Source organism: Sporolactobacillus kofuensis, assembly GCF_024125425.1.
Lineage (GTDB): Bacteria > Bacillota > Bacilli > Bacillales > Sporolactobacillaceae > Sporolactobacillus > Sporolactobacillus kofuensis.
Genome location: NZ_JAMXWN010000016.1, coordinates 23,130 through 49,378, shown reverse-complemented (window position 1 = coordinate 49,378; position 26,249 = coordinate 23,130). Strand labels below are relative to the sequence as shown.

Sequence of the window (26,249 nt, the reverse complement as noted above, 5' to 3'; positions counted from 1 at the left end):
ATTGAACAGAACTTAGGAGTGTTTGTCACATATGGGTAATCACGTTGTTCTCTATCAACCCCTTATTCCACCAAATACAGGAAACATTGCTCGGACTTGTGCCGGCACACATAGTGGTCTTCATCTTATTCGTCCACTTGGATTTTCAACAGATGATAAGCATTTGAAACGGGCGGGGCTGGATTATTGGTCTTCTGTAGACCTTCATTATTATGACTCGCTTGATGATTTTTTCTCGAAGCATCCGGAGGGTGACTATTATCTTGTTGAGACTGATGGTAGCCGTCCCTATGATGATTTTGATTATAGTGATCCGAGTAAAGAATACTTTTTCTTTTTCGGCCGCGAAACAACTGGATTGCCAAAGGAATTTATCAGCCAATACCAGAACCGTTGTGTGCGCCTTCCCATGACCGGTGCGATTCGATCACTCAACTTATCGAATTCGGCGGCGATTATCATCTATGAAGCGTTGCGTCAGCAGCGTTTCCCAGGTTTATCTTGAGGGCGCATCTTTTCTCATATAGATTTTAGATGATGATCTGTGCGTGACGCGCAAACAAATTATTTTTTATAGGCATCTTCCCGGTTTTATTGTTGAATTGATCGGTTTACCTATCAAATCATTAAGGACATTCTGTATCCGTCCCTAGTTTCCATGAAAGATTAGCAACTGCCTGCATACACTTAAGTACATGAGTGAATCTTAGGTGATTCTTTTCTGGGGGGGATACAATGAACTTTCTTGATAAACTCAAACAATTCCGCGACTATGAAGAACAGTTGAAGTGGGACGGTACGTTTGCAGACTACTTGGAACTCGTGAAGAAGAATCCGATGATTGAACAATCCGCACACTCGCGCGTCTATCAGATGATCATTTCTGCTGGTGTCACCGAGAAGGATGGGCACAAGCATTATCATTTCTTTGACGGTCAGATCTTTGGCTTAGATGAAGCGATCGAACGATTGGTCGAGGAATATTTTCATCCGGCAGCCAGAAGATTAGATGTGAAAAAGCGCATTTTGCTCCTGATGGGTCCGGTAAGCGGTGGAAAATCGACACTTGTTACCATGCTTAAGCGGGGACTTGAAAGATATTCATGGACGGATGAAGGGGCAATCTACGCCATTAAAGATTGCCCGATGCATGAAGACCCGCTGCATCTGATCCCGCCACATCTTCGCGAAGACTTCTTCAAGGAGACGGGTATCCGAATCGAAGGGAATCTTTCACCACTGAATGCGATGCGCCTTGAAAAAGAGTATGGTGGAAAAATCGAAGACGTACCGGTCGAACGGATCTTTCTGTCCGAAGATAAACGCGTGGGTATCGGCACGTTCAGCCCTTCTGATCCGAAATCGCAAGATATTGCCGATTTGACAGGGAGTATTGATTTTTCAACCATCGCTGAATATGGTTCAGAATCAGATCCACGCGCGTATCGTTTCGATGGGGAATTGAATAAGGCAAACCGTGGATTGATGGAATTTCAAGAAATGCTCAAGTGCGATGAGAAATTTCTTTGGCATTTGCTCTCGCTCACACAGGAAGGCAATTTTAAGGCAGGACGGTTTGCACTGATTTCTGCGGATGAATTGATTGTCGCTCATACTAATGAAACCGAGTATCGAACGTTTATCAGCAATAAAAAGAATGAAGCCCTTCATTCACGTATGATTGTCATGCCTGTTCCTTATAACCTCAGAGTGAGTGAAGAAGAGAAGATCTATGAAAAACTGATCTCTGAGAGCGATGTTGCTAATGTCCATATTGCGCCACACGCATTGAGAACGGCAGCTGTCTTTTCAATTCTGACCCGCTTAAAAGAATCGAAGAGCAGAGGCATTGATCTACTTAAGAAAATGCGCTTGTATGACGGAGAAATTGTTGAAGGGTTCAATGAGGCGGACATTAAAGAACTGAAGTATGAGTTCTCCGATGAAGGGATGAGCGGCATTGACCCGCGCTACGTCATTAACCGAATTTCTTCGGCAATTATTAAGAAGGGAATTCCGTCAATCAATGCCCTGGATATTCTGCGCTCAATAAAAGAAGGACTTGATCAGCATCCGTCGATCACGGACGAAGACCGTACCCATTTCTCAGAGTTCATTGCGCTTGCGCGACGTGAGTATGATGAAATGGCAAAGAGTGAGGTCCAGAAGGCGTTTGTCTATTCTTTTGAGGAATCGGCGAAGACATTAATGGATAACTATCTGGATAACGTAGAAGCGTATTGCAACAGCAGTAAAATTTTTGATCCGATTACTGGAGATGAAATTGATCCTGATGAAAAGCTAATGCGTTCGATTGAGGAACAAATCGGTATCTCGGAAAATGCCAAAAAAGCATTCAGAGAAGAGATCTTAATTCGTATTTCAGCCTATGCAAGGAAAGGAAAACGATTTAATTATCAATCTCATGAGCGCTTGAAAGAGGCGATTCAGAAGAAATTGTTCGCTGATTTGAAAGATGTAGTTAAAATCACGACATCGAGCAAGACCCCGGACGAGAATCAGCTCAAAAGAATTAATGAAGTTATTGCCAGACTTGTTGATGAATACGGTTATAATACGACATCGGCAAACGAATTATTAAGATATGTAGGAAGCTTGCTCAATCGCTGATCGCTGAGGTCAACTGTTGTGGGGATTGGTATTGGCAGGCAAATAAAGGGCCAGTTCGATTCCCAGTCTTTCGAACACACCCTCTTGAAGAAGGGGCATTTAATCCATCCATGAGTAAAACGAAGAGAGAATTTTGGAGTTGGATCAGAGCAATTGCAATTGCTGCATTGATCGCTCTACTCGTCCGCCATTTTATTTTCAGTAACTACATTGTCCGCGGCGAATCAATGATGCCGACATTACAAGACGGTAATCGATTGATCGTCAATAAGATTGGATACAGGATTTCCAGTCCGCATCGGTTTGATATCATCGTCTTTCACGCGACCAAAACCGATGATTATGTGAAACGGATCATCGGTTTGCCTGGTGACACGATTTCTTACAAGGACGACCAACTCTACGTCAATGGAAAGGCTGTTCCAGAGCCATACTTGCAGGAATACAAGAACGCTCTGCCCAAGGGAGAGCAGCTCACTGAAAATTTCAGTCTAAAATCGAAAACAGGTCAGCTGCGTGTGCCTAAGGGTGAATTATGGGTCATGGGTGACAACCGCCAAAATAGTGAAGATAGCCGATACTTTGGCTTTATTCAGGAAAAATCAGTTGTTGGCAAAGTTGCGGTTCGCTACTGGCCATTTAATGAGTGGACAGTACTTCATCTCATTTCCTTGCCAAGATAATCAATTCAAGGGCGTCGTACTCGGTCGACGCTCTTTTTCATTTATTCGTGTCGGAAAAGCTGAGTGTATGGTCCCCAAAGAGTGAAGACGGGTGTCTAGCAGGCATGATTAAGCTTAAGCTTGCTTCTCTTTGCGGAAGGTTCAATTCTGTTAGAAACGATAGCTGAACTGATACGCAAAAACTTTGAAAACTTTCATGCAATACAGTCAATTGCAAGACTATGTGCTTAATCATGATAATGAGTACCCATAAGGGGTGATGCTTCATGGTGAGGATTAGACTAACACCGGAAGATAGAAAACATTATGAACAAACCGCAGAAGGCAGAGCGTACCTAGAATATAACGATAAGGTAGGCGGGGAACCAATAGGGCTGATGGTACCAACCGGCTACCCACAGGGAGTTCATGAAATGGGCGGAGTGATCGCCGTTTATAACGAGTGTATCAGGCGCGGCATGACGTGGAAAGAACTTCTTAATTATCAAGAACCCCCTGATGATGCGCTTATCTAATGCACAAGTAAGGGGTGGCAAGGGTGCTGCTGATGAAGAAATGCTACTTATATATGAAACATGTAACAAGAGTAAAGGATCATACGTATATCAAATATCCGTAAGAATTCAGGGTGTGTTTCATACGTCATCACCTTGTGAAGAGTTCTCGGATAGGCATAATCAGATCTAGAGATCGTGAATAATCTACTGAATGTACTATGGGAGTCGTTGCCGCATGAGTCAAAAGAAAAAGAGAAGCGAAACATTTGCCTGGTTCCGGGCGATTGCACTTTCGATCCTGATCGTTATTGTTGTTCGGACGTTTATACTGGGCAACTACATTGTTGATGGACCATCGATGGAACCTACACTAAATAATGGCGACCGGTTGATTGTGAATAAAATTAATTATAAATTATCTCAGCCGAAACGATTTGATGTCGTAATCTTCCATGCGACCAAGACGGATGACTATGTAAAACGCGTGATCGGTCTTCCGGGCGACTCGATTCGCTATAAGAATGATCAGTTGTATGTTAATGGGAAACCGATCAAAGAACCGTTTTTAAATGAAGAGAAGCGCCATATGCTTTCCGGTCAATTGACTTGGGATTTTACATTAAAAGAGTTAACCGGAAAAGAAAGAGTTCCGAACGGGATGCTCTGGGTTATGGGGGATAACCGCCAAAATAGCACCGACAGCCGTGTCCCTCAGATTGGGTTTATCAGCGAAAAGAAAGTCGTCGGTAAAGTAGATCTACGGTACTGGCCGTCAAATCATTTTGGAATCATTAATCGTAATTAAAACGCCTTCTCAGGCGTTTTTGTCATATTTAAAAGTATAAAATTTTGGACTTAGTCACTAGGATGAACGGCAACCCTTCACCAAAATTTAGGCGCACCACGAAAGTGCAAGATTCCTGTTGATCGCGAGCAACTGAAGTGTCATGTAAAGCACAAGTTAAGTGAATGAAGCGTATGAGGGTGACAGCCAAGAACTGGGCGGTTTCGTTAAATGACTTGATTTTCAGGATTCTTCTGAAAGAAATACTTCATCGCATGATAGACGTCGCTTTTCTGTTTGAGAATAAATGAGTGGAAGGCATCATTTTTGATCGTCCGATAAGCGCTCATTAGCGTGCTTGATCGATGGTAGGGATTGATTTCACCATAACCGAAGAAGTCAGTGATATCCATAATCTCATTAACAAGCCGGGTACATTTCGGATTATCAGATGAGAGATTATCCCCGTCGGAAAAATGAAAAGGATAGATATTATATTTGGATGGTGGGTAAGTAGAATTAATTAATTCCAACGCTTTGACATAAGCTGAGGAACATATTGTTCCGCCACTTTCCCCTTTTGAAAAGAAATCTTCTTCACTGACGACTGTTGCTTCGGTATGGTGGGCAATGAATTGAATAGAAACCTTTTCGTATTTTGTTCGAAGGAAACGGCTCATCCAGAAGAAGAAACTTCGGGCAATATATTTTTCCCACACCCCCATGGAGCCACTAGTATCCATGAGCGCGAGAACAACCGCACGGCTTTCGGGTTTGACAATTGTTTCCCAAGTTTTGAAGCGCAAATCTTCTTCACGAATCGGATGAATTTGAGTTTTTCCTGATTTTGCGTTTCGCTTAATTGCTGAAAGGATGGTGCGGCGTTTATCAATGTTGCCCATAAGTCCTTTACGTCGAATATCCCGATAATCAATGCTCTCGACGACAATGTCCGGCTCCTGCTTTCTTTTCAAATGCGGAAGTTCAAGTTCTTTGAAAAATAGATTTTCGATTTCCATTATCGAAACTTTTGCTTCGTAATAGTCGATACCGGGTCGATCTCCTGCTTTATCTTTACCAGTGCCTGGAGCTTGCTGTTTGCCTGGGGCTTTGCCAATGACATCGCCAACTTTGCTTTTTCCATCTCCTTGACCAACATGCTTGGTTTTATCATAGTTATAACGCAGTTTATACTCGTCCAAGGAGCGGATGGGGATTCGCGTCATTTTCTTTCCATCGGACAGGATGATGCTCTCACTGCTGATCAGATCCGGGAGATTATTCTTGATTGCCTCTCTTACTTTTTCTGTATGGCGGCGCTGATCTTGTTCGCCTTTTTGATGAAGATCCCACTGTTCTTCGGAAATTAGAAAACTACTCATAAGAAATCCCTCCTTTAATTTGAATCATGATCCAGTCTCAAGTGACGGTCTGCTTTGAGGGTTGATTAATTTAGTGTATGCACGACGAATCAAACTTTGCTCGCTTTAACCTAAGAAAAATAAAGAAGGTGCCTAATTCCGTGAGATGATCATGAAAACAATTAATTAAAAAGAATTTGTGACTTATGTAGAAATAGAAAACACACATGTTAAAATGAACAAAGAGACCAACTAAGAAGGGTTGTATTTGATGATTAAAGCAATTGTATTTGATTTCGACGGTGTGATCTTAGATAGTGAGCGTCTCATGTACCTCGTGATGCAAAAGATGTATCGGAAATATAATTTGGATTTGCCGTTGAGTATTTGGAGCCAAGCCATTGGCACGCAGCATGGATTTAATTCGATCGACTACCTTGAAGAGCACGCACATGTGACTATAGACAATGAGGCTTTTTATAAAGAACGTGATGCACTTTTTAATCAGCTTGTTGATGAGGAAGAGGTACTTCCTGGTGTGAAATCAGTACTTGAACAAGCCAAGCGCCTTGGATTGAAAATCGGCCTTGCAACCAGTTCGAAAGGCGAGTGGCCACGCAAACATCTGAGCCGCCTCGGCATTTCCGATTACTTTCAGAGTATAAAATCTTGGGATGATGTTCTAAAAGTGAAACCAGATCCCGCTCTTTATATAAAATCATTAGAGAGTCTTGGTGTACAGCCGAAAGAAGCCATTGCGATTGAAGATTCTTTTAATGGGTCCTTGGCTGCCAAACGCGCGGGTATGTATTGCATTGTCGTACCGAATGCCGTCACGAAGCAAATGCCTTTTGGTCACGTGGACGGTTGTTTCAAATCGTTGCAAGATATGTCTTTGGAGAAAATAGTCCGTTACTTCTCTCCTGAGCTCAGAACGAAAGCATAAACATAGTGTTAATTAGGACATGTACATAGCTTTTTCACTAGGTTTATTAATTTCTTGTGCTGATTTTCGGCTCAGAGCATTTATTTGCTTTAACCTCCTTTAAAAAGCATGACAGCGTTCTATTTATTTTTGGTATATAATAGAATTGGCATCAATAGGGTAGACTGTAGATTTTCTAATTAACGGGGTGAACTTATGGGTTGGGAAACAGTATATGAGAAATGGCTGAAAGATGATCATCTGGATCCGGATCTTAGAACAGAACTGGATGCGATTGCAAAGGATCCGGCAAAATTGGAAGATTGTTTTTATACAAATTTGGAATTTGGTACAGGTGGTATGCGTGGAGAAATCGGTCCTGGGACTAACCGCCTGAATATCTATACCATCCGCAAGGCTTCCGAAGGTCTTGCCAGGTATATTCTGAATGCTGGGGAGAAGGCAATGCAACGCGGCGTTGTCATTGCCCATGATCCAAGACATTTTTCTGCTGAATTTACGTTAGAAGCGGCGAAGACATTAGGTGCGCATGGGATCAAAACGTACATTTTCGATGCGCTCCGCCCAACGCCTGTTTTATCTTTTGCGGTTCGTTATCTGAACGCTTTCTCAGGCATTGTGATAACAGCCAGCCATAATCCGCCTCAGTATAACGGATATAAAGTCTATAACGAATTCGGAGGCCAGCTGCCACCTGCAGAAGCTGATGAAGTGATTCGTTATGTCGCTTCGGTTGAGGATGAATTGAAAGTTAAAGTTGGAGACGAGCAGGCACTGAAAGATTCAGGTTTACTGGAAGTCATCGGTGAGACGGTTGATCAGGCTTATCAAGAACAAGTAAAGACGTTGTCTCTGAATCCGGAAACGATCAAAAAAGTCGGATCAGATCTCAAAATTGTCTATACGCCGCTCCATGGCACCAGCTATCATCCAATTGTGAATGGTTTGAAAAACTGGGGCTTTTCAAATGTGACGGTCGTGAAAGAACAAGCCGACCCTGATCCTGAATTCTCAACGGTGAAATCACCAAACCCTGAAGAGCATGCTGCGTTCAAAATTGCGATTGACTATGGTAAAAAATTGAACGCCGACTTGTTAATCGGCACGGACCCTGACTCCGACCGGTTAGGTGTTGCCGTAAAGAACGAGCAAGGCGAATATGTTGTATTGACCGGAAATCAGACAGGCGCTGTCCTTTTAAACTATCTCTTAACACAGAAAAAGGAAAAAGGATTGCTGCCGGAAAACGGTATCGTAGTGAAGACGATTGTGACCTCTGAGATCGGTCGTACCATCGCTGCAGCGTTTGGTATTCCAACGCTCGATACACTCACTGGTTTCAAATTTATCGGCGAAAAGATTCATGAATATGAATTGAGCGGGGCACATCAGTTTCTGTTTGGCTATGAAGAAAGCTATGGCTATTTGATCGGCGCTTTTGTCCGTGACAAAGATGCGGTTCAAGCTGCTCTGTTCGCTTGCGAAGCTGCAGCTTATTTTAAAGCGCAAGGGAAGTCTTTCTATGATGCATTGCAGGATGTCTATAAGACTTATGGCTATTTTGAAGAAGGATTGGAATCATTGACTTTGAAGGGCATTCAAGGTAAGGCAGAAATTGACTCAATCATGAACGATTTCCGCACACAACCGCCTGCTGAAGTTGCCGGCGTACCGGTGGCTGTCATTGAAGATTATAAGAAGTCAGAATCCGTGAACGTTCTGACAGGAACAACATCTGCCATAACACTTCCGGTTTCCAATGTTCTAAAATACAAGCTGGCTGATGGTGCATGGTTCTGTCTTCGTCCTTCAGGTACCGAACCAAAGATTAAGTTTTATTTTGGTGTAAAGGGCAGTGACGCGAAGGATCGTGATCAGAAGTTTGATGCATTGAAGAAAGCAGTTATGGAGCGTGTGCACGGTCTGGTCAGCAAATGAGCAACATCTTACTACTCTTTGAAAATTGATCCCAGATCCATGCATGTTCGGGATTTATGAATCAAGTGTTTTATGTATATAATTAAAAGAGAATGAATGAAAAAGCATTCGCAATAATGGCAACATGAGATCAAAGGCCACGTAAATCGGGCACTTTGGCGATGGAAGCCGGCGAGTGCCTTTTTCTTGAGTGCGGGACTTACTTCTGTCCCGGACGATTTGATATTTAAGTAGGAGGAAAACATGAATCAGTTACAGCAGGAATTAAAAAGACGTCGAACCTTCGCAATTATTTCTCATCCGGATGCCGGTAAAACGACGTTGACAGAAAAACTGCTGGTACTCGGTGGGGCCATTCGAACGGCTGGTGCGGTGAAGTCGCGAAAAGCTGAAAAATTTGCGACATCAGACTGGATGGAACTGGAAAAGAAGAGAGGAATCTCAGTCACATCGAGTGTCATGCAATTTGAATATGATGGATATAAAATAAACATTCTGGATACACCTGGGCACCAGGACTTTAGTGAAGACACCTATCGAACGTTAATGGCTGTAGATAGTGTCGTGATGATTATCGATGCCGCTAAAGGGGTCGAACCACAGACGATCAAATTGTTCAAAGTCTGCCGAGATCGCGGCATTCCAATCTTCACATTTATCAACAAGTTGGACCGACAAGGCAAAGAGCCACTCGAACTGTTTGAAGAGATTGAAGAAGTGCTCGGAATTGAATCTTACCCGGTGAATTATCCCATTGGTATGGGACAGGCATTTCGCGGTGTCTACGATCGTCAAGAACACAAGATTGAGTGGTACAACGAGAAGCGAGAACGTCAGGTTCAGGCGCTGGGTGAGGTTGATGAACTGAGTGACATTCTCAAAGATACAGTTGATGATTATACGCTCAGCCAACTCGAGGAAAATTTGATGCTCTTGGATGAAGCAGGGAGCAGCTTTGATCTTGAAGCAGTGAAAGCCGGCAAGCAGACACCTGTTTTCTTTGGTAGTGCCATTTCGAGCTTTGGTGTGCCGACATTTTTGGAACATTATCTGAAACTTGCACCACAGCCGCAGCCTCGTCAGTCGAGTGAAGGGGTTGTTCAGCCTGATGATCCAAATTTCTCCGGATTTGTATTTAAGATTCAGGCAAACATGAATCCGGCACATCGTGACCGAATTGCGTTCTTGCGCATATGCTCCGGAAAGTTTGAAAAAGGGATGAGTGTCTATCTCGATCGAACTGGCAAACAACTGAAGCTTGCACAACCGCAACAGTTCTTTGCAGATAGTCGAGAATTGATTGATGATGCATATCCTGGAGATATTGTTGGTCTGTATGATACGGGATTCTATCAAATTGGCGACACGGTATGCGGCAACAAAGATACCTTTAATTTCGGAGCACTGCCGCAGTTCTCCCCAGAACATTTTGCTAAAGTACGTGCAAAAAATGCAATGAAACAGAAGCACTTCTTGAAAGGAGTTAGCCAGCTCGCTCAGGAAGGTGCGATTCAAGTCTATAAAACCCAATATGAAGAAACGATTCTTGGTGTTGTCGGCACGCTGCAATTCGATGTGTTCGTCTATCGTATGCAGGCGGAATATGGGGTGGATCTGGACATTGAACATATGCCGCATCAGGTTGCCAAATGGATCGCAAATCGAGACGACGCAGAGGAATTACGCCGCAATTCAAACAACCTAATTGTTGCAGATTATAAGGATCGACCGGTCATTATTTTTGAAAATGATTTTTCGCTGCGCTGGTTTCAGCAAAAGCATCCGAAAATCGAACTTCGAGATTCAAGTCATAATATGTAAAAGCGAACCATTAAAAAAAGAGCCGCAGGGCTCTTTTTTTACAAGTAAAGAAACTTTTTTGCGTAAAAATGCAATGACCGGATGACAATAAATTGGACTGATCATAGCGAGCGATCGAAGCACAATTAATAGAAAAGAAAGACTGGGCAGTTTTTGCCCAGTCTTTATCAATGCTGAAAAATATCAAATCGTCGTAAAATGTTCCTATAGTCAATGATTAGCCAACAGGGTTGCTGAGTTCTTTACGCACTTCATGGGCGGCTTCAACCATATTTTTCAATGCAGGAATGGTTTCTTCAATCCGGCGAGTCTTCAGTCCACAGTCTGGATTGATCCATACCACCTTCGGATCAAGTACCTTGAGCGCACGTTCCGCATAGCTTTTCATTTCCGCAACACTTGGAATGCGCGGGCTGTGAATATCATAGACACCGAGACCGATTCCCTTCTTGTAAGCGAAATCCTCAAATGTAGAAATGATTTCGCCATGACTGCGTGCAGCTTCAATGGAGATCACATCGGTATCTAGAGCGTCAATTGTATCAATGATTTCATTAAATTCGGAATAACACATATGTGTGTGAATTTGCGTGTCGTTATTCACAAAGGATGTTGCAAGCCTGAATGAATAAACAGCATCATGAAGGTAGTCTGCTTTCTTTTCGTCTTTCAGCGGTAATCCTTCACGCAGCGCTGGTTCATCGACCTGGATCATCCGAATATTTGCTTCCTCCAGTGCATGTACTTCTTTCCTCAGAGCAAGTGCGATCTGATTGAAGACATCCGCTTGACTGATATCATTTCGAACAAATGACCAGTTGTAGATGGTCACTGGGCCGGTAAGCATGCCTTTAACTGGTTTCTGAGTCAATGATTGCGCATAAGCGCTCTCCCTGACTGTCATCGGTGCGATCCATGATACGTCGCCGAAAATCAGTGGTGGCTTAACACATCGCGACCCGTATGATTGAACCCAGCCAAAGCGTGTAAAGGCAAAACCAGCCAACTTTTCACCAAAATATTCAACCATGTCATTTCGCTCAAATTCACCGTGAACGAGCACATCGATTCCGAGATCCTCCTGAATTTGAATCCATTTTGCTGTCTCATCGTTAACAAATTGTTCGTACTGTTCCTCAGTCCAGTCTCCTTTTCTCCAATTTCGTCGTGCTTGACGAACTTCAGTAGTCTGAGGAAAACTACCAATGGTTGTTGTCGGTAGCGGCGGGAGTTTGAATGCATCTGTTTGGATTTGCTGGCGCAGTCTATAAGAGCCCGGACGTGCAGGCAATTCTTCGCCTAATTGGCTCAGTTCTTCTTGAACCTCATTATTATTGCGGTGTGCGGACTGCTGAAGAGCGAGAAGATCATCACTATTTTTATCGAGCTCTGTTTCTATGGCGCTTTCGCCCTTATTTAGTCCATTTACCAAAGTGACGATTTCTGTTATTTTTTCATCTGCAAAAGAAAGGGCATTGGCGAGCACTGGATCAAGCTCGCTTTCATTTGAAACGGTCACCGGAACGTGGAGCAGACTCGATGAAGCAGTCACCCACAGTTTGTCATTTCCGCCGGTAAATCCGAGCAGTGTTTTCAATTCTTGAAACGCAGCTGATAAATCTGTTTTCCAGACGTTTCGACCATCTATGACGCCGGCAGCGAGTACTTTTTCTTTAGGAAATCCAAAAGTTTTAATGGCTGCCAAATTTGCTTCCTTTCCATAGACAAAGTCAAGTCCGATACCATCAACAGGAAGTTGAACCACCTTCTCATAGTCATCCACCGCTTCGAAATACGTTTGCAGGAGTAGATTAAGATTAGGAACGCCGTTCTTGATTGTCTGGTAGGTGTCCTGGAAAAGCACCAGATCTTCTGCGGTTTGTTCTTTGACAAGAATAGGTTCATCAATCTGTACCCATTCTGCGCCTGCTGCTTTCAATTCACTAAGAACTTGAACATAAAGTGGAATTAAAGCAGTAAGAAGTGTCTGGAAATGATCTTGATCATAGCCCTTTGCTAATTTAAGCAATGTGATCGGCCCGACAATCACAGGTTTTGTGGTAATCCCGAAAGCTTCTTTAGCTTCATTAAATAACGCAACAAGTCGATTGCTGGTCAGATAAGGTTTTGTATCGTTGCTGATTTCCGGAACAATGTAGTGGTAATTTGTATTGAACCACTTCGTCATTTCAGATGCTTCTGCATTCTTGCTGCCTCGAGCGATAGAAAAGTAGGTTTCTAGTGACACTTCTTTTTCATCTGTCCGGAATCGTTCAGGAACCAATCCAAATAATACAGCCGTATCAAGCACGTGATCGTATAAGCTGAAATCGCCAACCGGAATGAGGTCAAGTCCGAGATCCTTTTGTTTCTTTAAATAGCTGAGGCGCAATGTCTTTACGGTTTCCAAGAAGTCTTCCTTTGTGATTTTACCCGCCCAGTAGTGTTCAAGTGCCTTTTTCCATTCCCGCTTCTCACCAATCCTTGGATAACCAAGATTGGCACTTTTTACTTTGCTCATCCTTTGTCCTCCTGTACATCGTAGGGTTTGTTTGAGGGAACAAACAAAAGCCTCTCTATATTCTAGAGAGGCTTGATCAATCATCCGCACCCTCTTATCTTTCAAGACCTCTTGAGATGAGATCTTGCTGGAATTAGCACCTTTTCATTAGAAATGAAAGGTTGCCGGGCTTCATTGGGCCAGTCCCTCCGCCACTCTTTATAAGAGTTTTCATTTAATTAAGAGTTAGCTTAGCATGAAATATTATTATCGTCAACGCTTGGTTGTCACAAAAAAGTACATAAAAGTACGGTTCAGTTCATTCACATTTCGATACGGTGTGACGATAAAGACATTGTGGACAATTCTCCATAAGAAGGTCTTTGCAGCTTTGAAACCACGAGGGTGAACGAGAACAATGAGCGAGTTTATGGATCAAGAGAAATGGTTGAAAGAGATTAAGACTCAGGAAGTTGATCTTTCAATCAATGATGAGCATACGCGGCAGCAGATTAGAATTTTGCATCTTGAGCAATTAGATCTGCAAATTTTGAATTGGGTAAAGCCGTTAATGATGAGATACCGTGAGCCTATTGCGGAGCAGATGAGTCAAGTTGTTACTGAGTTGTTTAGAGGACAAAGTACGATCATTCCACAAACAGTACTCGAGAAATTACAAATTGTCTATCGTGGACAGGTAGAAGTGGTTTTCAGTGGAAGGATTGATCAAAACTTTATTATTAGCTGCAAAGCAAAAGCGGACTTTTTTTATGAACAAGCATTCAGTCTTGCGGATCAGGTAGCTTGTTTCTATCATTTTCATAAATTTCTTTTAGAAAGCATCAAACAAGTAGTCGGACCATGGAACTATGTCGAAAGCATTGAGCATTCATTGGGAAAAATCTTGAATTTGGAACATCAAGTGGTGATGGATCGCTATCAAATCAAGAAGGCGGCTATTGAAGCGAAAAAAGAAGAACAAATGCGATTCAAAGCCTATCATGATGCACTTACTGAACTTCCAAATAATCTGTTGGCTGATGAAACCATTGCTCGATTGATTGACATGCGCACACAGACAAAGCGGACTTTTTCATTGCTTAAAATCAATATAAATCGACTAAAAATTATCAATGAGATCTTCGGGCGAACATCAGGAAATGAATTGCTGATTTCATTATCAGAGCGAATAAATGGCGTTCTCAGAAACTACAATGCCGATCTGTTCCGGATAAGCAGTGATGAATTCATGATTGTTTGTGAAGATTGTCTGAATAAGCGAGGATTGGTTTATTTGGCGGAGACGCTCATTCAGGCATCTGAGAATCCCTTTCATATAGGGGGAAAAGAAATCTACGGGACATTTAGTATTGGTATCTCCGAATATCCCTTTGACGGAGAAACGAGTGTTCAAATTCAGGCGAGCGCCGACGCTGCTTTACGTGAAGCGAAGAAGAGAAACCGGGACAGTTATTTCTTTTACAACAATCACTTGCATCAGCAACTTCTAGAAAAAGTGAATACAGAAAATGAATTGCAGACAGCCTTATACAATCATCAATTTGTTCTTTATTATCAACCTCAAGTGAATGCGCAAAGCAGCAAACTTACTGGCGTAGAAGCCCTCATTCGATGGATGCATCCGAAGAAGGGGGTTGTTCCGCCGAGTGGTTTTATCTCCGTCGCTGAAGAAACAGGGATGATCCGAGATATTAGCTGGTGGGTGTTGAAAAAAGCATGCAAACAGATGAAGTATTGGCATGATCATGGAGCACCAAAGGTTCCGATTTCGGTTAATCTATCATTTAATCAATTTCATGATGACATGCTTGTAAAAAAATTGTGGCATATCCTTGAAACAAGTGGACTTAACCCTAAGTACCTTGAACTGGAAATCACTGAATCGACCATGGCAGATGATCTCGACCGTTCAATGCGGGTATTAAGTGAGATTCGATCGATCGGTATAGGGGTCAGTCTCGATGATTTTGGGACCGGTTATAGTTCGCTCAGCTATTTGAAAAGCTTGCCGATCAATCAGTTGAAAATTGATCGGTCCTTTGTGATGGATATTGCTGAAAGTAGTCGAGATCAAGCAATTGTTGCTGCGATTGTCTCCATGGCTGAACATTTGTGGATCGATGTTATTGTGGAAGGAATTGAAACAAAGGAGCAATTAAAAGCGATCGAATCTTGTCGCTGTCAGGTGATTCAAGGCTACTATTACAGTCAGCCCTTGGCAGAGGATGAATTTTCCATTAAATATTTGGCGTGAATTATGGCTAAATTATGGCTAAATTGTGAAGAATCGTCGGTTTTCATAAAAAACTGGTACACTGGAACTATCATACATTTGATCAATGTACTGATCTTGTCTGTGCGTGGAGCAGTGCTTTTGTCGCATGCCATAAGGACAAGATAGGGGAGGGCAAAGATGCCGTTATTAAAAAAAAGAGCAAGCAAGCAATCTTGGATTGATAAAGCGAAATCAGAGAAAGTGACCATTGATGTCACGGATTCACTTGTCCTTGAGAAAATCCAGATGCTTCGCATCACCGATGCAGATCTTCAAGTCATGAAGATGCTTCATCCACTCGTTGAAAAAGAGATTAATCGAATAGCGGAAGAATTTTATGAGAGTTTTTCTAAGATTGACTCATTGCGAAAAATCATTGATAACTATAGTTCGGTTGAAAAGTTAAGCAGGACGTTAGCGACGCATGTGCTGGAACTGTTCTCTGGGGTCATTGACAAGGCTTTTCTGGATCGAAGATACCGCGTTGGGGTTATGCACTTTCGTATTGGCCTGACACCACAGTACTACATGGGGACATTTCAAAGTTTATTATCGAATTTAATTGAAATCGTTTTAAAACATGGTCCATCTACCCAAGATGTTGATTGCGCGATTCGCTGCATTAATAAATTGATCAGTTTCGAGCAACAGCTTGTCCTCGAAGCCTATGACAACGAGTATGAGAAATCACTGAAGAAAGAATATGAAATTGGTCGTACTGATTTGAAAACATCCATTCTTGGTGTCAGTGATGACTTAATCGCATTATCCGAGCGGAGCAAACAACTGGTCGATCATTTGCAAAATCAGTTCAAGAGGGTAAGAGCGAATTCAAACCAAAGAAGTGAGTACTCCGAGAATACAAAAAAGCATGCTGCGGAGGGTCAGGAGCAGCTTGAACAACTGTTTGTTCAAGTGATGGCTGCCAATACTTCCGTACAAGATACAGGAAAAATGGTTGCGGAGTTGGAAACCTCATCGAAACAGATCGAAGAAGTTACGGTACTCGTCAAAGACATCTCCGAACAGACACATATTCTCGCAATTAATTCAGCGATTGAAGCAGCGAGAGCTGGTGAATACGGCAAGGGATTTACGGTCGTGGCTCAGGAAATTCAAAAATTAGCTGAAGCAACCAACAACGCGATGGGCCAAATTTCTGAACTGATCAAAAGATCGGCAACAGTTACAGGCAATGTCGTCGGTTCTCTTGAGAAGACCACCTCAATCATCCAGAAAAGTATGGAGGAGTCGACGCACACTGGAGAACGCTTTGAAGGAATTATCGATTCTGCTGATCAGAATAGCCGTCTTTCTTCTGTGACGGATCAGAGTATTGACAAACTTGCTGAAATTACTCATGAGTTAAGCAAAGGTGTTGAAACATTGGTTGCGTCAGCAGAACAATTGAAGAACAAATTATAAGTGTTCCTAACGATACAAAATAAATACGGAAAAGAACAGACGGATAAGCCGTGTGTTCTTTTTTCATTGTTTAGGAATTTCATTTTAATCGTGACGTGTTGATGCTGCACAAAAATTTATGTTTATGACAATGGGATCGGGCTTATGCTCGAAAAACAACAGATACGCGCGAACAGTGTAATGTTTCTTCTTAATTTTTTTATGAGCAAGCTGACGCAAATGTTTTGAAGAAACTAATCTGAATCTGACAAACAATAAGAATTCTATTAATCGTGACAGACGAGGACCGGGCTTAGCCCGGTTTTTCTTACTACTCGTTTCGTTCCAATATGTTTGCATTTTGTAAGTAAATGACTGATAGTTTTGGAAATGCGCGCATGATTTCTGTACAATAGAATTAAATGGTTGAAATAATCGGAAAATTATCGGAATCGAGGGAAGTTATGAATTCACGTGTAGCTATGCACCATTTGATTTCAGATCTTATTGATCATGTGGAAACTGTTGTTGTTGGAAAAAGACATGTTGTGAAACTAATATCCGTTGCACTTCTGGCAGGCGGTCATGTATTGATCGAAGACATCCCTGGTGTAGGCAAAACGGTCTTGGTTCATGCGATTGCAAAGTCTGTAGGTGCGGACTTTAAACGTATTCAATTCACGCCTGATTTGCTCCCGTCCGACATTACCGGATTGTCGATTTACAATCAAAAAAAAGGACAATTTGAGTTTCGACCTGGACCACTCATGGGGAATATTATTCTTGCAGATGAGATCAACCGAACATCACCGAAGACTCAATCTGCACTGCTTGAAGGAATGGCCGAGGGTCATGTTACGGTTGACGGTGTGACTAGGGATCTTCCTGAACTCTTTTTCGTTATGGCGACGCAGAACCCTGTAGACTATGAAGGAACCTATGCATTACCTGAGGCTCAGCTTGATCGTTTTTTAATAAAATTATCAATGGGTTATCCGGATCGTAAGGATGAACTGTCTCTCCTGAACCGTGTTCAAGATCAAGATCCTCTTCGCCGGTTAACACCAATTTTGTCGGTTACCGATATCCTGAAACTTCGCCATCAGGTTTCTTCTGTCTATGTATCTGAAGAAATGAAAAACTACATTATGGATCTTATTGAAGCGACACGTGCTCATCCTTTAATCACACTTGGCGTCAGTCCGCGCGGGACAATCGCCTTATTTCAGGCGGTACAAGCGTATGCATTTATTGAGCAGCGTGATTATGCAATCCCGGATGATGTGAAAGCTGTAGCTCCTTATGTTCTTGGTCACCGTTTGCTCTTGAATCAAGAAGCACTTTATGATCACCAGAATGGTAAAGAGCTAATCGGGGATCTAATAGAAACCATTAAAGTTCCGGTTATGAAGAGAGAAACAGTGAAATGATCGGCACTGTAGTGACTAAATGGATGCAGGGCACTGCTGGACGTTTCGTACTTCTCTTCAGCGTTGGTGCCCTACTGTTTCTTTTTGCACTTAGTCAAGGAGGCTTTTTGGGCTGGTTTCTCTTCTCCTTGTTTCTTCCAATTGTGTTCTATGTTGCGCTGCTTCTTCTTTATCCTTTTCAATCCGTTCAAGTGGAGCGCTCCATTAAGAAATCACACTATTTTTCTGGAGATACGATCCATACAGAGATTAAGTTAAAAAGACGTTGGCTGCTCCCATTCTTTCTTGTTACGGTTCATGAGGACACTAAGCATCCTTTTGTCTTATCAAATGAAAAGTCGGATGGTCTACTTGTTTGGTTCGGACGTGAAGCTACGTTTACTTTGATGCTCACTCATGTTCAACGGGGAAAATGTGTTTTTACTGGCGTTGTTCTTAACGTGAGTGATCCATTCGGATTCTTTGAGAAGACCGTCCGTTTACCGTGTACATCAACGGTCTATGTCTATCCACAACTTCACTATCTCTCGCTATCGGCTCTTAGTCTTCGACAGCAAGGATTGTATCAAACCGCACAAGAAACGGATCGATCCGGTTTTTCCGGGGTACGGACTTATCGTCCGAATGATCGTCCTTCCTGGCTTGATTGGAAATCAACAGCGAGAACGAACGTGCTTGTAACCAAACAGTTTGAAACTGAACGTGAGCTTCTTGCCTCTGTTGCCCTTGTATGCAGTGATCAGGATTCAGATCAACTTTTTGACGATGCAGTGTCATGCACTGCCTCTTTAGTTAAAGCATTGATCGGACAGGGTGTGACTGTGCTTTTGACGTATCGAATAGAGGGAAAACCGCTCCTTCTCCATGCGACTGCACGGCAGGCATTAACCTCTGCTTTTCGTGCCCTTGCAGAATTAACGAAGGAACAAGCGCTGACCATTGAAGATGTGGTCATGTCTGGAAATAAGAGGAAAATGGGTTATGCGGTAAGTACGGATTCCAAACTCGCAGCGTCAATGAAACAGTTTGCCAACATTTCAAGACAACACCAAACCATGTTCTTTCTAACTGAAAACACTGGTCACACGAAGATGAAACACATGAACACTGCTTGGTTTACCTTAAATGTTCTGCCAAGAGTTGAGCAATCTCGGGAAAAGGCAGGTGAGTGAAATGCACATCTTTTCAATGCAACGGTTGGTACGCTTTCTGATCTATCTCTTGACATTCATTATCTTATGGACAAGTCTGCAACCGGTCTTTGTATTGACAATCCTGAATTCTACTCGGCTGTGGTTCCTCTTTATTCTTGCAATGGTGCTGATGTTTTATTTCAAATGTCCAAGATGGGTCAGTGCGAGTACCTGCGGAATTATGATTCTGTTTCAGTTACATTTCTATTTCTATCGAAATGAACAGCTGTTTTCGCTTCATTGGATGCGTCCATTGTATGCAGAGCTCATAAGAAATTTTGGTCATGTGTGGCAAGGACAATTCTATTTACTCAGTGACCCGTTCACTGCATTTCTGTTTTTCATTCTTTTCGGATTTATTTTGTTTGGCATTCGACATTGGCTGGCTAATGGACACGTGGGTCTTTTGATCACTCTAGCGATTCTAAGCCTTGCCTTAATCGATACATTTACCTCTTTTAACGCCGATCGATCAATGATCATGGTTACGATCGCATCACTGCTATTAGTGATACTCAATAAATGGACTCTATTCACGTACAGTACGTCTAAGCCACAAACGATAAAACAAACAATTTCATGGTTTACCTCCGGACTTGTTCTTGGAGTCGTGCTGTTGCTGTTTGCACTATTGGTACCGAAGCCTACCGTACATTGGAACACACCTTCCAATTACTTGAGCAGTCTTTCATTCCCATTCGTTCAAAAGGGTTCTTTCTTCTCAGATAATCAGCGTATTGGTTATGATCAAGATGACTCACGGCTTGGTGGATCGCTCAATATGGATACAACACCGTTGTTTACAGCGAACATCAGCGGCAACCCCGGATATTGGCGTGTCGCATACAAAGATTACTATACGGGACATGGTTGGGATGATAGCAATCATTTCTATTTGCCAATTAACGAAAATCAGTCCTTATCATCATTGGTTGGCTTATATGGGAAGCAAACGCGAACAAATCGCGAGACAGCTACAATACATTTTTCTAAAGAAAGCCCGGCAATCCTGCCCTACACCGGCCAACCAGTGCAGGTTCGTGTACCTGGGAGACACTTGAACTATGAACAGACAACAGGTCAGGTATTGACCACGAATGAGCAATGGGTGTCTTCGGAACAACTGGTCTATGACGAGCCAATTTATCAAATGCAGCGCTTGCGTCAATCAACGGCCACAACTGATCCTGAGGTAATCCGTAAACGGTATTTACAGCTTCCCGATTCATTACCGAGCCGTGTCATCAATTTGGGACAAAGTCTGACAGCTGGGAAGTCTAATCGATATGATCAAGTAAAGGCGGTCGTCGATTACTTACGTTCCTCACGCTTCACCTATTCAACGGAACATGTACCGCGTCCGGCAAAAGGACAGGACTATGTTGATCAATTTTTATTTGATTCAAAAGTCGGATACTGTGATAATTTTTCTACGTCCATGGTTATTCTGCTTCGAGCAAGCGGCATTCCTGCTCGTTGGGTGAAAGGGTTCACGACTGGAGAGTATCAAGGCCAAGTTAAAGATAAAGTGAAGGGTAAACAGGTCTATCTCAATAAATATCAAATTACAAATGAAGATGCCCATTCTTGGGGAGAAGTCTATTTTCCAGGAAGTGGTTGGATAAGCTTTGAGCCAACTCCGTCGTTCAACAATCCAAATCAGTTTGCCAGTTCGTCTTCCACGGATAAGACAAAAGCATCGCAATCAGGCAAATCTGTGCATGGTTCGGAAAGCAAGCAGGGTCAATCCTCTGGTACATCTGCATCAACAGACCGGCGGCAACAGCAAGCGCAAAAGCACACAAATGAATCACAGCAACAACGTAGTGATCAGAAAAACAAGGCATCACAAGAACACATATCGAAAGGACATGTGAATGGGTTGCCTATGGCATGGATTGTATTTGCCCTTATTATTACATGCACGTTTGTTGCGGTATGCACACGAAAACGGTGGCTGACCAAAATTAAATTGAAGAAAATCCAGCACATCAATGTACACAACGAGCAGGATTTTCAGCGGGCCTATCTTGGACTGCTCAGCCTTATGGCTTTACATGGCTTAAAACGCAAGGATACTGAAACATTAAGGGAATTCGCCAATCGAGTGGATGAGAAGTTATCGGACACTAAAATGCAGAAATTAACAGATGCCTATGAGCAACTCCTTTATGAGAAACACACGCAAGGGTCATTGATTGATCATCAATCGCTTCATAGACTAATTCAGGATCTTGGCTCACACTTTGAAAAGTAAAGTTATGGATTAGGCGCGTAGCAATAAAAGACGATCCAGCTCTTTGATATAGGTAAGAGGCATTCATGATCTGCATGGGCTGCCGGACACCACTCGAATGAAACGATAAAATGTGCTACTTAGTTTTAAAAAATACAGCGATGATGCGAGACGCTTGCGGCAAGAGAGTAATCGAAACATAATGGATTCAAAGTAAGGATTGAGCGTTTTTTTCCCAGCTTTTTTTCGTAGAAATAAGGCAACCAGCACATGTTGGCTTGCCTTATTTTTTTTGTGAAATGTATTTTCCTACCGATTCTCGCGGCATATTCCGATTGGTCAGGTTCATAAGATGAAGAATAAAGTCATTTTCTAAGGTGAGACAGTTCAGAAAGGATGCTGTATTCATGAAAAAAGATGATCATCAGGAACTTGAACGATCAATCAGCGAAATCACGGAAATTGCTAAAGGATTCGGTCTGGACTTCTACCCCATGCGCTATGAAATCTGTCCTGCAGAGATTATTTATACATTTGGTGCTTACGGAATGCCGACACGCTTCTCACATTGGAGCTTCGGCAAGCAATTTTATAAGATGAAATTACAGTATGACCTCGGGTTAAGTAAAATCTATGAATTAGTAATTAACTCGAACCCTTGCTACGCATTTCTACTCAATACAAACAGCCTGATTCAAAATAAGATGATTGTCGCCCATGTGCTGGCCCATTGTGATTTTTTCAAAAATAATGTGCGCTTTATCAATACGAGACGTGACATGGTAGAAAGTATGAGTGCGACGGCAGAACGGATTCATAACTACGAGGAAAAATACGGGAGCAAGAATGTTGAACATTTTATCGATGCGGTACTGGCTATTCAGGAACATGTCGACCCTCGGATTATTCGCAAAGGTGATTGGCTAGATAGCAAGCCGGGAAAACAAATTAAGAAACGAAAGAAACCGTTGTCTGAATATCAGGATCTTCTCAACTTGGATGATCCTGAAGACGCAACAAAAGAAACAGTGGAGTCAACCAAATTTCCGAACCGACCGGAGAAGGATTTGCTCTTTTTTATTGAGGAGTACAGTAAAGTGCTTGACGATTGGCAGAGAGATATATTGACCATGCTTCGTGAGGAGATGCTCTACTTTTGGCCTCAGCTCGAAACAAAAATCATGAATGAGGGATGGGCTTCTTATTGGCATGCCCGGATTATACGTGAATTAGATCTGACATCGTCGGAGGCTGTAGAGTTTGCGAAATTGAATGCTCAGGTTGTGCAGCCTTCCCAGCAAAGCCTTAATCCCTACTATTTAGGGCTGAAAATTTTTGAGGATATTGAAGAAACGTACAATCATCCCAGTGAAGAGATGATGAACGTTGGTGTTAAGGAAAATTCGGGACGCGATAAAATTTTTGAAGTTCGAGAACTTGAGTCTGATCAATCTTTTATTCGAAATTACTTATCTAAGAAACTGGTGCAACAAGAAGATCTGTTTCTGTTTGAGAAGAAAGGGGACAATTACACCATTACCGATAAGGAATGGATCAGTGTCCGTGATCAGCTTGTGTCAATGCGGATTAACGGTGGATTTCCCTATATTGTTGTTGAAAATGGTGACTACCAGAACAATGGCGAATTGTTATTGAAACACCGATACGAAGGTACAGAACTGGATACTCGAGACTTGGAAGGTGTACTGAACTATCTCGTTCAGTTGTGGGGGAGACCCGTCCATCTTCAGACGATCATCGAGGATCATCCGACATTGTTTAGTTTTGAGAGTGGTGAAATGAAACGGAAAAGATTAGATAGCTAATCTTAAAGGTGCAAGCTACAGATATACCAAAATCCATGATTTGATACGGAACAAAAAAATAGAGCACCTGTTCAGAATCATACACATGTGTCTGAACAGGTGCCCAAGAATGTCTATGTCTTGCACCGATAATGAACGAATTCCCTGAGAGGGTTTTCTATTTCGTCCTTACTTGATCCACTCAATTTGAAATTTAGTGCGCCCATGAATGAAGGACAGCAGAGGGAGATCTTCATCAATAATTTTGCCAATGACAGTTACTTTTGGATCCAAAGGTAACTGTCTTTTTGTAATCTGAATTTCACCTTGATATCGTCCGTAAAGCTGATTGTCAACAGTTACAGAGCCGATCGGTCTTGGTCCCGCATTGTGAGAGAAGACCGGTGGCTTAATCAGTTGCTTTTGTCTGGACTCCTGAGAGCGAATGCAATCGCGTGCTTCGTCCGGACGATTTGACTGCACTACAGACGCCGCCTGGAGTATGGCAGCATCACTTATTAGGGGGTGTGCATGAAGCAATACGCTTCCTTCTTCTTTCCATTCGGAAATTTGGTGAAGTGCACGATTACTTATACCTGGGTCACCAAGTATCACTAGATCAACATCTTCTTGGCATAAATCTAAAAAAGCGGTAAATGGTGAGCATTGGCGGTGATCTTCGAGTGTTGGCAAGCCTTTATAGATCGGTCCACGCAAGTCTTGATCCCCTGGGAAAAAAGCGGCAACCGACAAACCTGACTTTTTAAACAGTTGATTACTTTTTTGGAACGCTTCTCGGGACAGACCGGTCTCAGGACGTGGATAGAAATTATGGCAGGCGGTAACCTTGTTGGTATTCAATCCCTTGTCCGCCATTTTTTTTAATGACTCGGCAGTGAGTGTGCTGGCATTCAGCACGATTGGCATTTGATTCGATAAGGCAGCAGTGGTTTCCTCATCAAATCCATCGTCTAAACGAAGAGCAGTAATACCAAATTGTGTGATGTGATTGACTTCATTTAGAGAAAGATGGAAATCATTTAAAGAATGGGCATCGATATCAACGATTACATCCAATTTAAACGCTTTTGCCAACGCACCCAAATCATAAAGACGCTGCTGATACACTCCAGCATCTTCTTCAGGAATGTGCAAAGAAGTGAAAATCATGTCAAAGCCATGTGCCTGATAATTTTCAATTCTTTTCTGCTGCTTGTTTATGGATTGATTTAAATAAATTGAGAAACCAAGCATTTGGCTACTTCCTTTCAGAGATAAATAATGAGAGATGAAGGAGGTCTTGTCGTTAACCTACTCCATCTCTCATTAATACTCAAATCTTTTATTTAATATTTTCTGCCATTTTTTCATTGTAACCGAACAAGTAGGTTAGGATAAACCCTACGACGTACGCAATGACAAGACCGATAAAGTAATAGATGTATTTATTTTGTGCAATCAGCGGGATTAAAGAAAGACCAGAAACACCGATGCCTACTGCGCCAGTGTGCATGGCTGCTTGGAATGCGCCGCCAAATGCTGCACCAATGCAGGCAGTGATAAACGGTCTGCCGAGTGGGAGGGTGACACCGTAAAGCAGAGGTTCACCGATACCAAGAAATCCGACGGGAAGCCCGCCTTTGATATTGTTCTTTAATTTCTGACTTTTTGTTTTCACATAGATCGCAATAGCAGCACCGACTTGTCCTGCTCCGGCCATAGCTAGTACTGGGAGCAAACTCGTATACCCGAACCGATGAATCAGGTCGAGGTGGATAGGTGTCAAACCTTGATGCAAGCCGACCATGACTAAAGGAAGGAAGAAGCCAGAGAGCAGTGCCCCGGAAACAACGCCACCAATATTTAGTATGGCTTGAATACCACTCGTAATTCCATCTGAGAAGATACCGAATAGCGGCTGAATGGCATAGAGAGAGAGAAGGCCGACAATTAAGAGTGAAATAAGAGGCGTTAGGATAATATCGATGCTCGTTGGAACGCCTTTTCGGACTTGTTTTTCGATGACTGTAACAAGCCAAGCTGCAAAGATAACGCCAAACAGGCCACCACGTCCGGGGGTTAATGGTGCTCCGTAAATGGTGATATTTGCGAGCATTGGATTAAATAAGATCATGCCCATGATGGCGCCAAGAACAGGAGTTCCATTAAATTCTTTGGCTGTATTCCAACCGACAAGAATAGCAAGAAAGGTGAAAATACTGCTCCCGATCAAAACCAAGATGGAAAGTAGGGTTGATTTGGGATTTGCCCCAGCGTTTATTGCAAAGTTAGCAATTCCGTTAATGAGTCCGGAGGCAACGAGACCGGGAATGAGTGGAATGAAGATGTTGCCAATCTTTCTTAACAGCTGTTTAATTGGTGTCTTCTTGGTTTTGTCTTTGATGTTTTGTTTATTTATCGCTGCGCGTTCGCTAAGCGTTAAATCATCAGGATTATTTTCTTCGCCAATAGCAAGTCCGGTTAAGGAACTTAATTCATCAGCAACTTTGTTAACTGTTCCTGGGCCGACAACAACTTGAATCGTGTCATCATCAACAACACCCATGACTCCATTGATCCCTTTGATTTTTTCAAGATCAGCAGAATTTTTTTGAATGACGGACAAACGTAATCGTGTCTGGCAAAACATAATTTTCTGAATATTATCTTTGCCACCAATGTACTCCATAATTGATGCTGCCATCTGTTGTTCCTTTTTCATTT

General features: G+C 42.5%; 18 protein-coding genes and 1 riboswitch. Of the genes, 14 read left to right on the top strand and 4 right to left on the bottom strand.

Annotated features, from left to right (window positions below; all coding sequences use genetic code 11):
* Positions 1-31: 31 nt before the first annotated feature.
* From NIE32_RS12260 to lepB (NIE32_RS12240), 5 genes are all read left to right on the top strand, one after another.
* On the top strand, positions 32-505 hold the full coding sequence (locus tag NIE32_RS12260) for a tRNA (cytidine(34)-2'-O)-methyltransferase (protein WP_253077183.1): 474 nt from the start codon (positions 32-34) through the stop codon (positions 503-505).
* Positions 506-735: 230 nt separating this feature from the next.
* Positions 736-2,631 carry a PrkA family serine protein kinase gene (locus tag NIE32_RS12255; RefSeq protein ID WP_253077182.1) on the top strand — a complete coding sequence of 632 codons (1,896 nt, stop codon included), beginning with the start codon at positions 736-738 and terminating at the stop codon, positions 2,629-2,631.
* Between the two features lie 110 nt (positions 2,632-2,741).
* A complete protein-coding gene (gene lepB, locus NIE32_RS12250) occupies positions 2,742-3,314 on the top strand; it encodes a signal peptidase I (protein WP_253077181.1) in 573 nt (190 codons plus the stop codon).
* A 266-nt stretch (positions 3,315-3,580) separates the two neighbouring features.
* Positions 3,581-3,829 carry a hypothetical protein gene (locus tag NIE32_RS12245; protein WP_253077180.1) on the top strand — a complete coding sequence of 83 codons (249 nt, stop codon included), beginning with the start codon at positions 3,581-3,583 and terminating at the stop codon, positions 3,827-3,829.
* A gap of 217 nt (positions 3,830-4,046) precedes the next feature.
* On the top strand, positions 4,047-4,616 hold the full coding sequence (gene lepB / locus NIE32_RS12240; RefSeq protein ID WP_253077179.1) for a signal peptidase I: 570 nt from the start codon (positions 4,047-4,049) through the stop codon (positions 4,614-4,616).
* A gap of 206 nt (positions 4,617-4,822) precedes the next feature.
* Here the strand turns inward: lepB (NIE32_RS12240) and yhbH are convergent, their stop codons facing one another.
* Positions 4,823-5,977 carry a sporulation protein YhbH gene (yhbH, locus tag NIE32_RS12235; protein WP_253077178.1) on the bottom strand — a complete coding sequence of 385 codons (1,155 nt, stop codon included), beginning with the start codon at positions 5,975-5,977 and terminating at the stop codon, positions 4,823-4,825.
* A 250-nt stretch (positions 5,978-6,227) separates the two neighbouring features.
* On the opposite strand from yhbH, the gene NIE32_RS12230 reads away from it, so the two are divergent.
* The 3 genes from NIE32_RS12230 (at position 6,228) to NIE32_RS12220 (ending at position 10,661) form a co-directional block, all read left to right on the top strand.
* Entirely contained in the window at positions 6,228-6,902 is a 675-nt protein-coding gene (locus tag NIE32_RS12230) for an HAD family hydrolase (protein ID WP_253077177.1), read from the top strand.
* Positions 6,903-7,097: 195 nt separating this feature from the next.
* A complete protein-coding gene (locus NIE32_RS12225; RefSeq protein ID WP_253077176.1) occupies positions 7,098-8,840 on the top strand; it encodes a phospho-sugar mutase in 1,743 nt (580 codons plus the stop codon).
* A 243-nt stretch (positions 8,841-9,083) separates the two neighbouring features.
* Entirely contained in the window at positions 9,084-10,661 is a 1,578-nt protein-coding gene (locus NIE32_RS12220) for a peptide chain release factor 3 (protein WP_253077175.1), read from the top strand.
* A gap of 217 nt (positions 10,662-10,878) precedes the next feature.
* Here the strand turns inward: NIE32_RS12220 and metE are convergent, their stop codons facing one another.
* The gene (gene metE, locus NIE32_RS12215; protein ID WP_253077174.1) at positions 10,879-13,182 is read right to left on the bottom strand and encodes a 5-methyltetrahydropteroyltriglutamate--homocysteine S-methyltransferase; all 2,304 of its coding nucleotides are present in this window, start codon (positions 13,180-13,182) and stop codon (positions 10,879-10,881) included.
* 91 nt (positions 13,183-13,273) lie between these two features.
* A riboswitch (SAM riboswitch) is annotated at positions 13,274-13,389 on the bottom strand.
* Positions 13,390-13,579: 190 nt separating this feature from the next.
* On the opposite strand from metE, the gene NIE32_RS12210 reads away from it, so the two are divergent.
* The 6 genes from NIE32_RS12210 to NIE32_RS12185 all read left to right on the top strand — a co-directional run bounded on the left by NIE32_RS12210 (position 13,580) and on the right by NIE32_RS12185 (position 23,546).
* A complete protein-coding gene (locus NIE32_RS12210; RefSeq protein WP_253077173.1) occupies positions 13,580-15,436 on the top strand; it encodes a putative bifunctional diguanylate cyclase/phosphodiesterase in 1,857 nt (618 codons plus the stop codon).
* A gap of 159 nt (positions 15,437-15,595) precedes the next feature.
* A complete protein-coding gene (locus NIE32_RS12205) occupies positions 15,596-16,882 on the top strand; it encodes a globin-coupled sensor protein (RefSeq protein ID WP_253077172.1) in 1,287 nt (428 codons plus the stop codon).
* 443 nt (positions 16,883-17,325) lie between these two features.
* A complete protein-coding gene (locus tag NIE32_RS12200) occupies positions 17,326-18,291 on the top strand; it encodes an AAA family ATPase (RefSeq protein ID WP_253077171.1) in 966 nt (321 codons plus the stop codon).
* Positions 18,288-19,463 (top strand): DUF58 domain-containing protein, encoded by a 1,176-nt coding sequence (locus NIE32_RS12195; RefSeq protein ID WP_253077170.1) that lies wholly within the window; start codon positions 18,288-18,290, stop codon positions 19,461-19,463. Before NIE32_RS12200 ends, NIE32_RS12195 begins: the two co-directional genes overlap by 4 nt.
* A gap of 1 nt (position 19,464) precedes the next feature.
* Entirely contained in the window at positions 19,465-21,741 is a 2,277-nt protein-coding gene (locus NIE32_RS12190; protein ID WP_253077169.1) for a DUF4129 domain-containing transglutaminase family protein, read from the top strand.
* Between the two features lie 386 nt (positions 21,742-22,127).
* Positions 22,128-23,546 carry a SpoVR family protein gene (locus NIE32_RS12185; protein WP_253077168.1) on the top strand — a complete coding sequence of 473 codons (1,419 nt, stop codon included), beginning with the start codon at positions 22,128-22,130 and terminating at the stop codon, positions 23,544-23,546.
* Between the two features lie 168 nt (positions 23,547-23,714).
* Here the strand turns inward: NIE32_RS12185 and NIE32_RS12180 are convergent, their stop codons facing one another.
* A complete protein-coding gene (locus tag NIE32_RS12180; RefSeq protein ID WP_253077167.1) occupies positions 23,715-24,779 on the bottom strand; it encodes a DUF871 domain-containing protein in 1,065 nt (354 codons plus the stop codon).
* An 88-nt stretch (positions 24,780-24,867) separates the two neighbouring features.
* Positions 24,868-26,247, bottom strand: coding sequence for a PTS transporter subunit EIIC (locus NIE32_RS12175; RefSeq protein ID WP_253077166.1), 1,380 nt, complete (start codon positions 26,245-26,247; stop codon positions 24,868-24,870).
* Between the last annotated feature and the right edge of the window lie 2 nt (positions 26,248-26,249).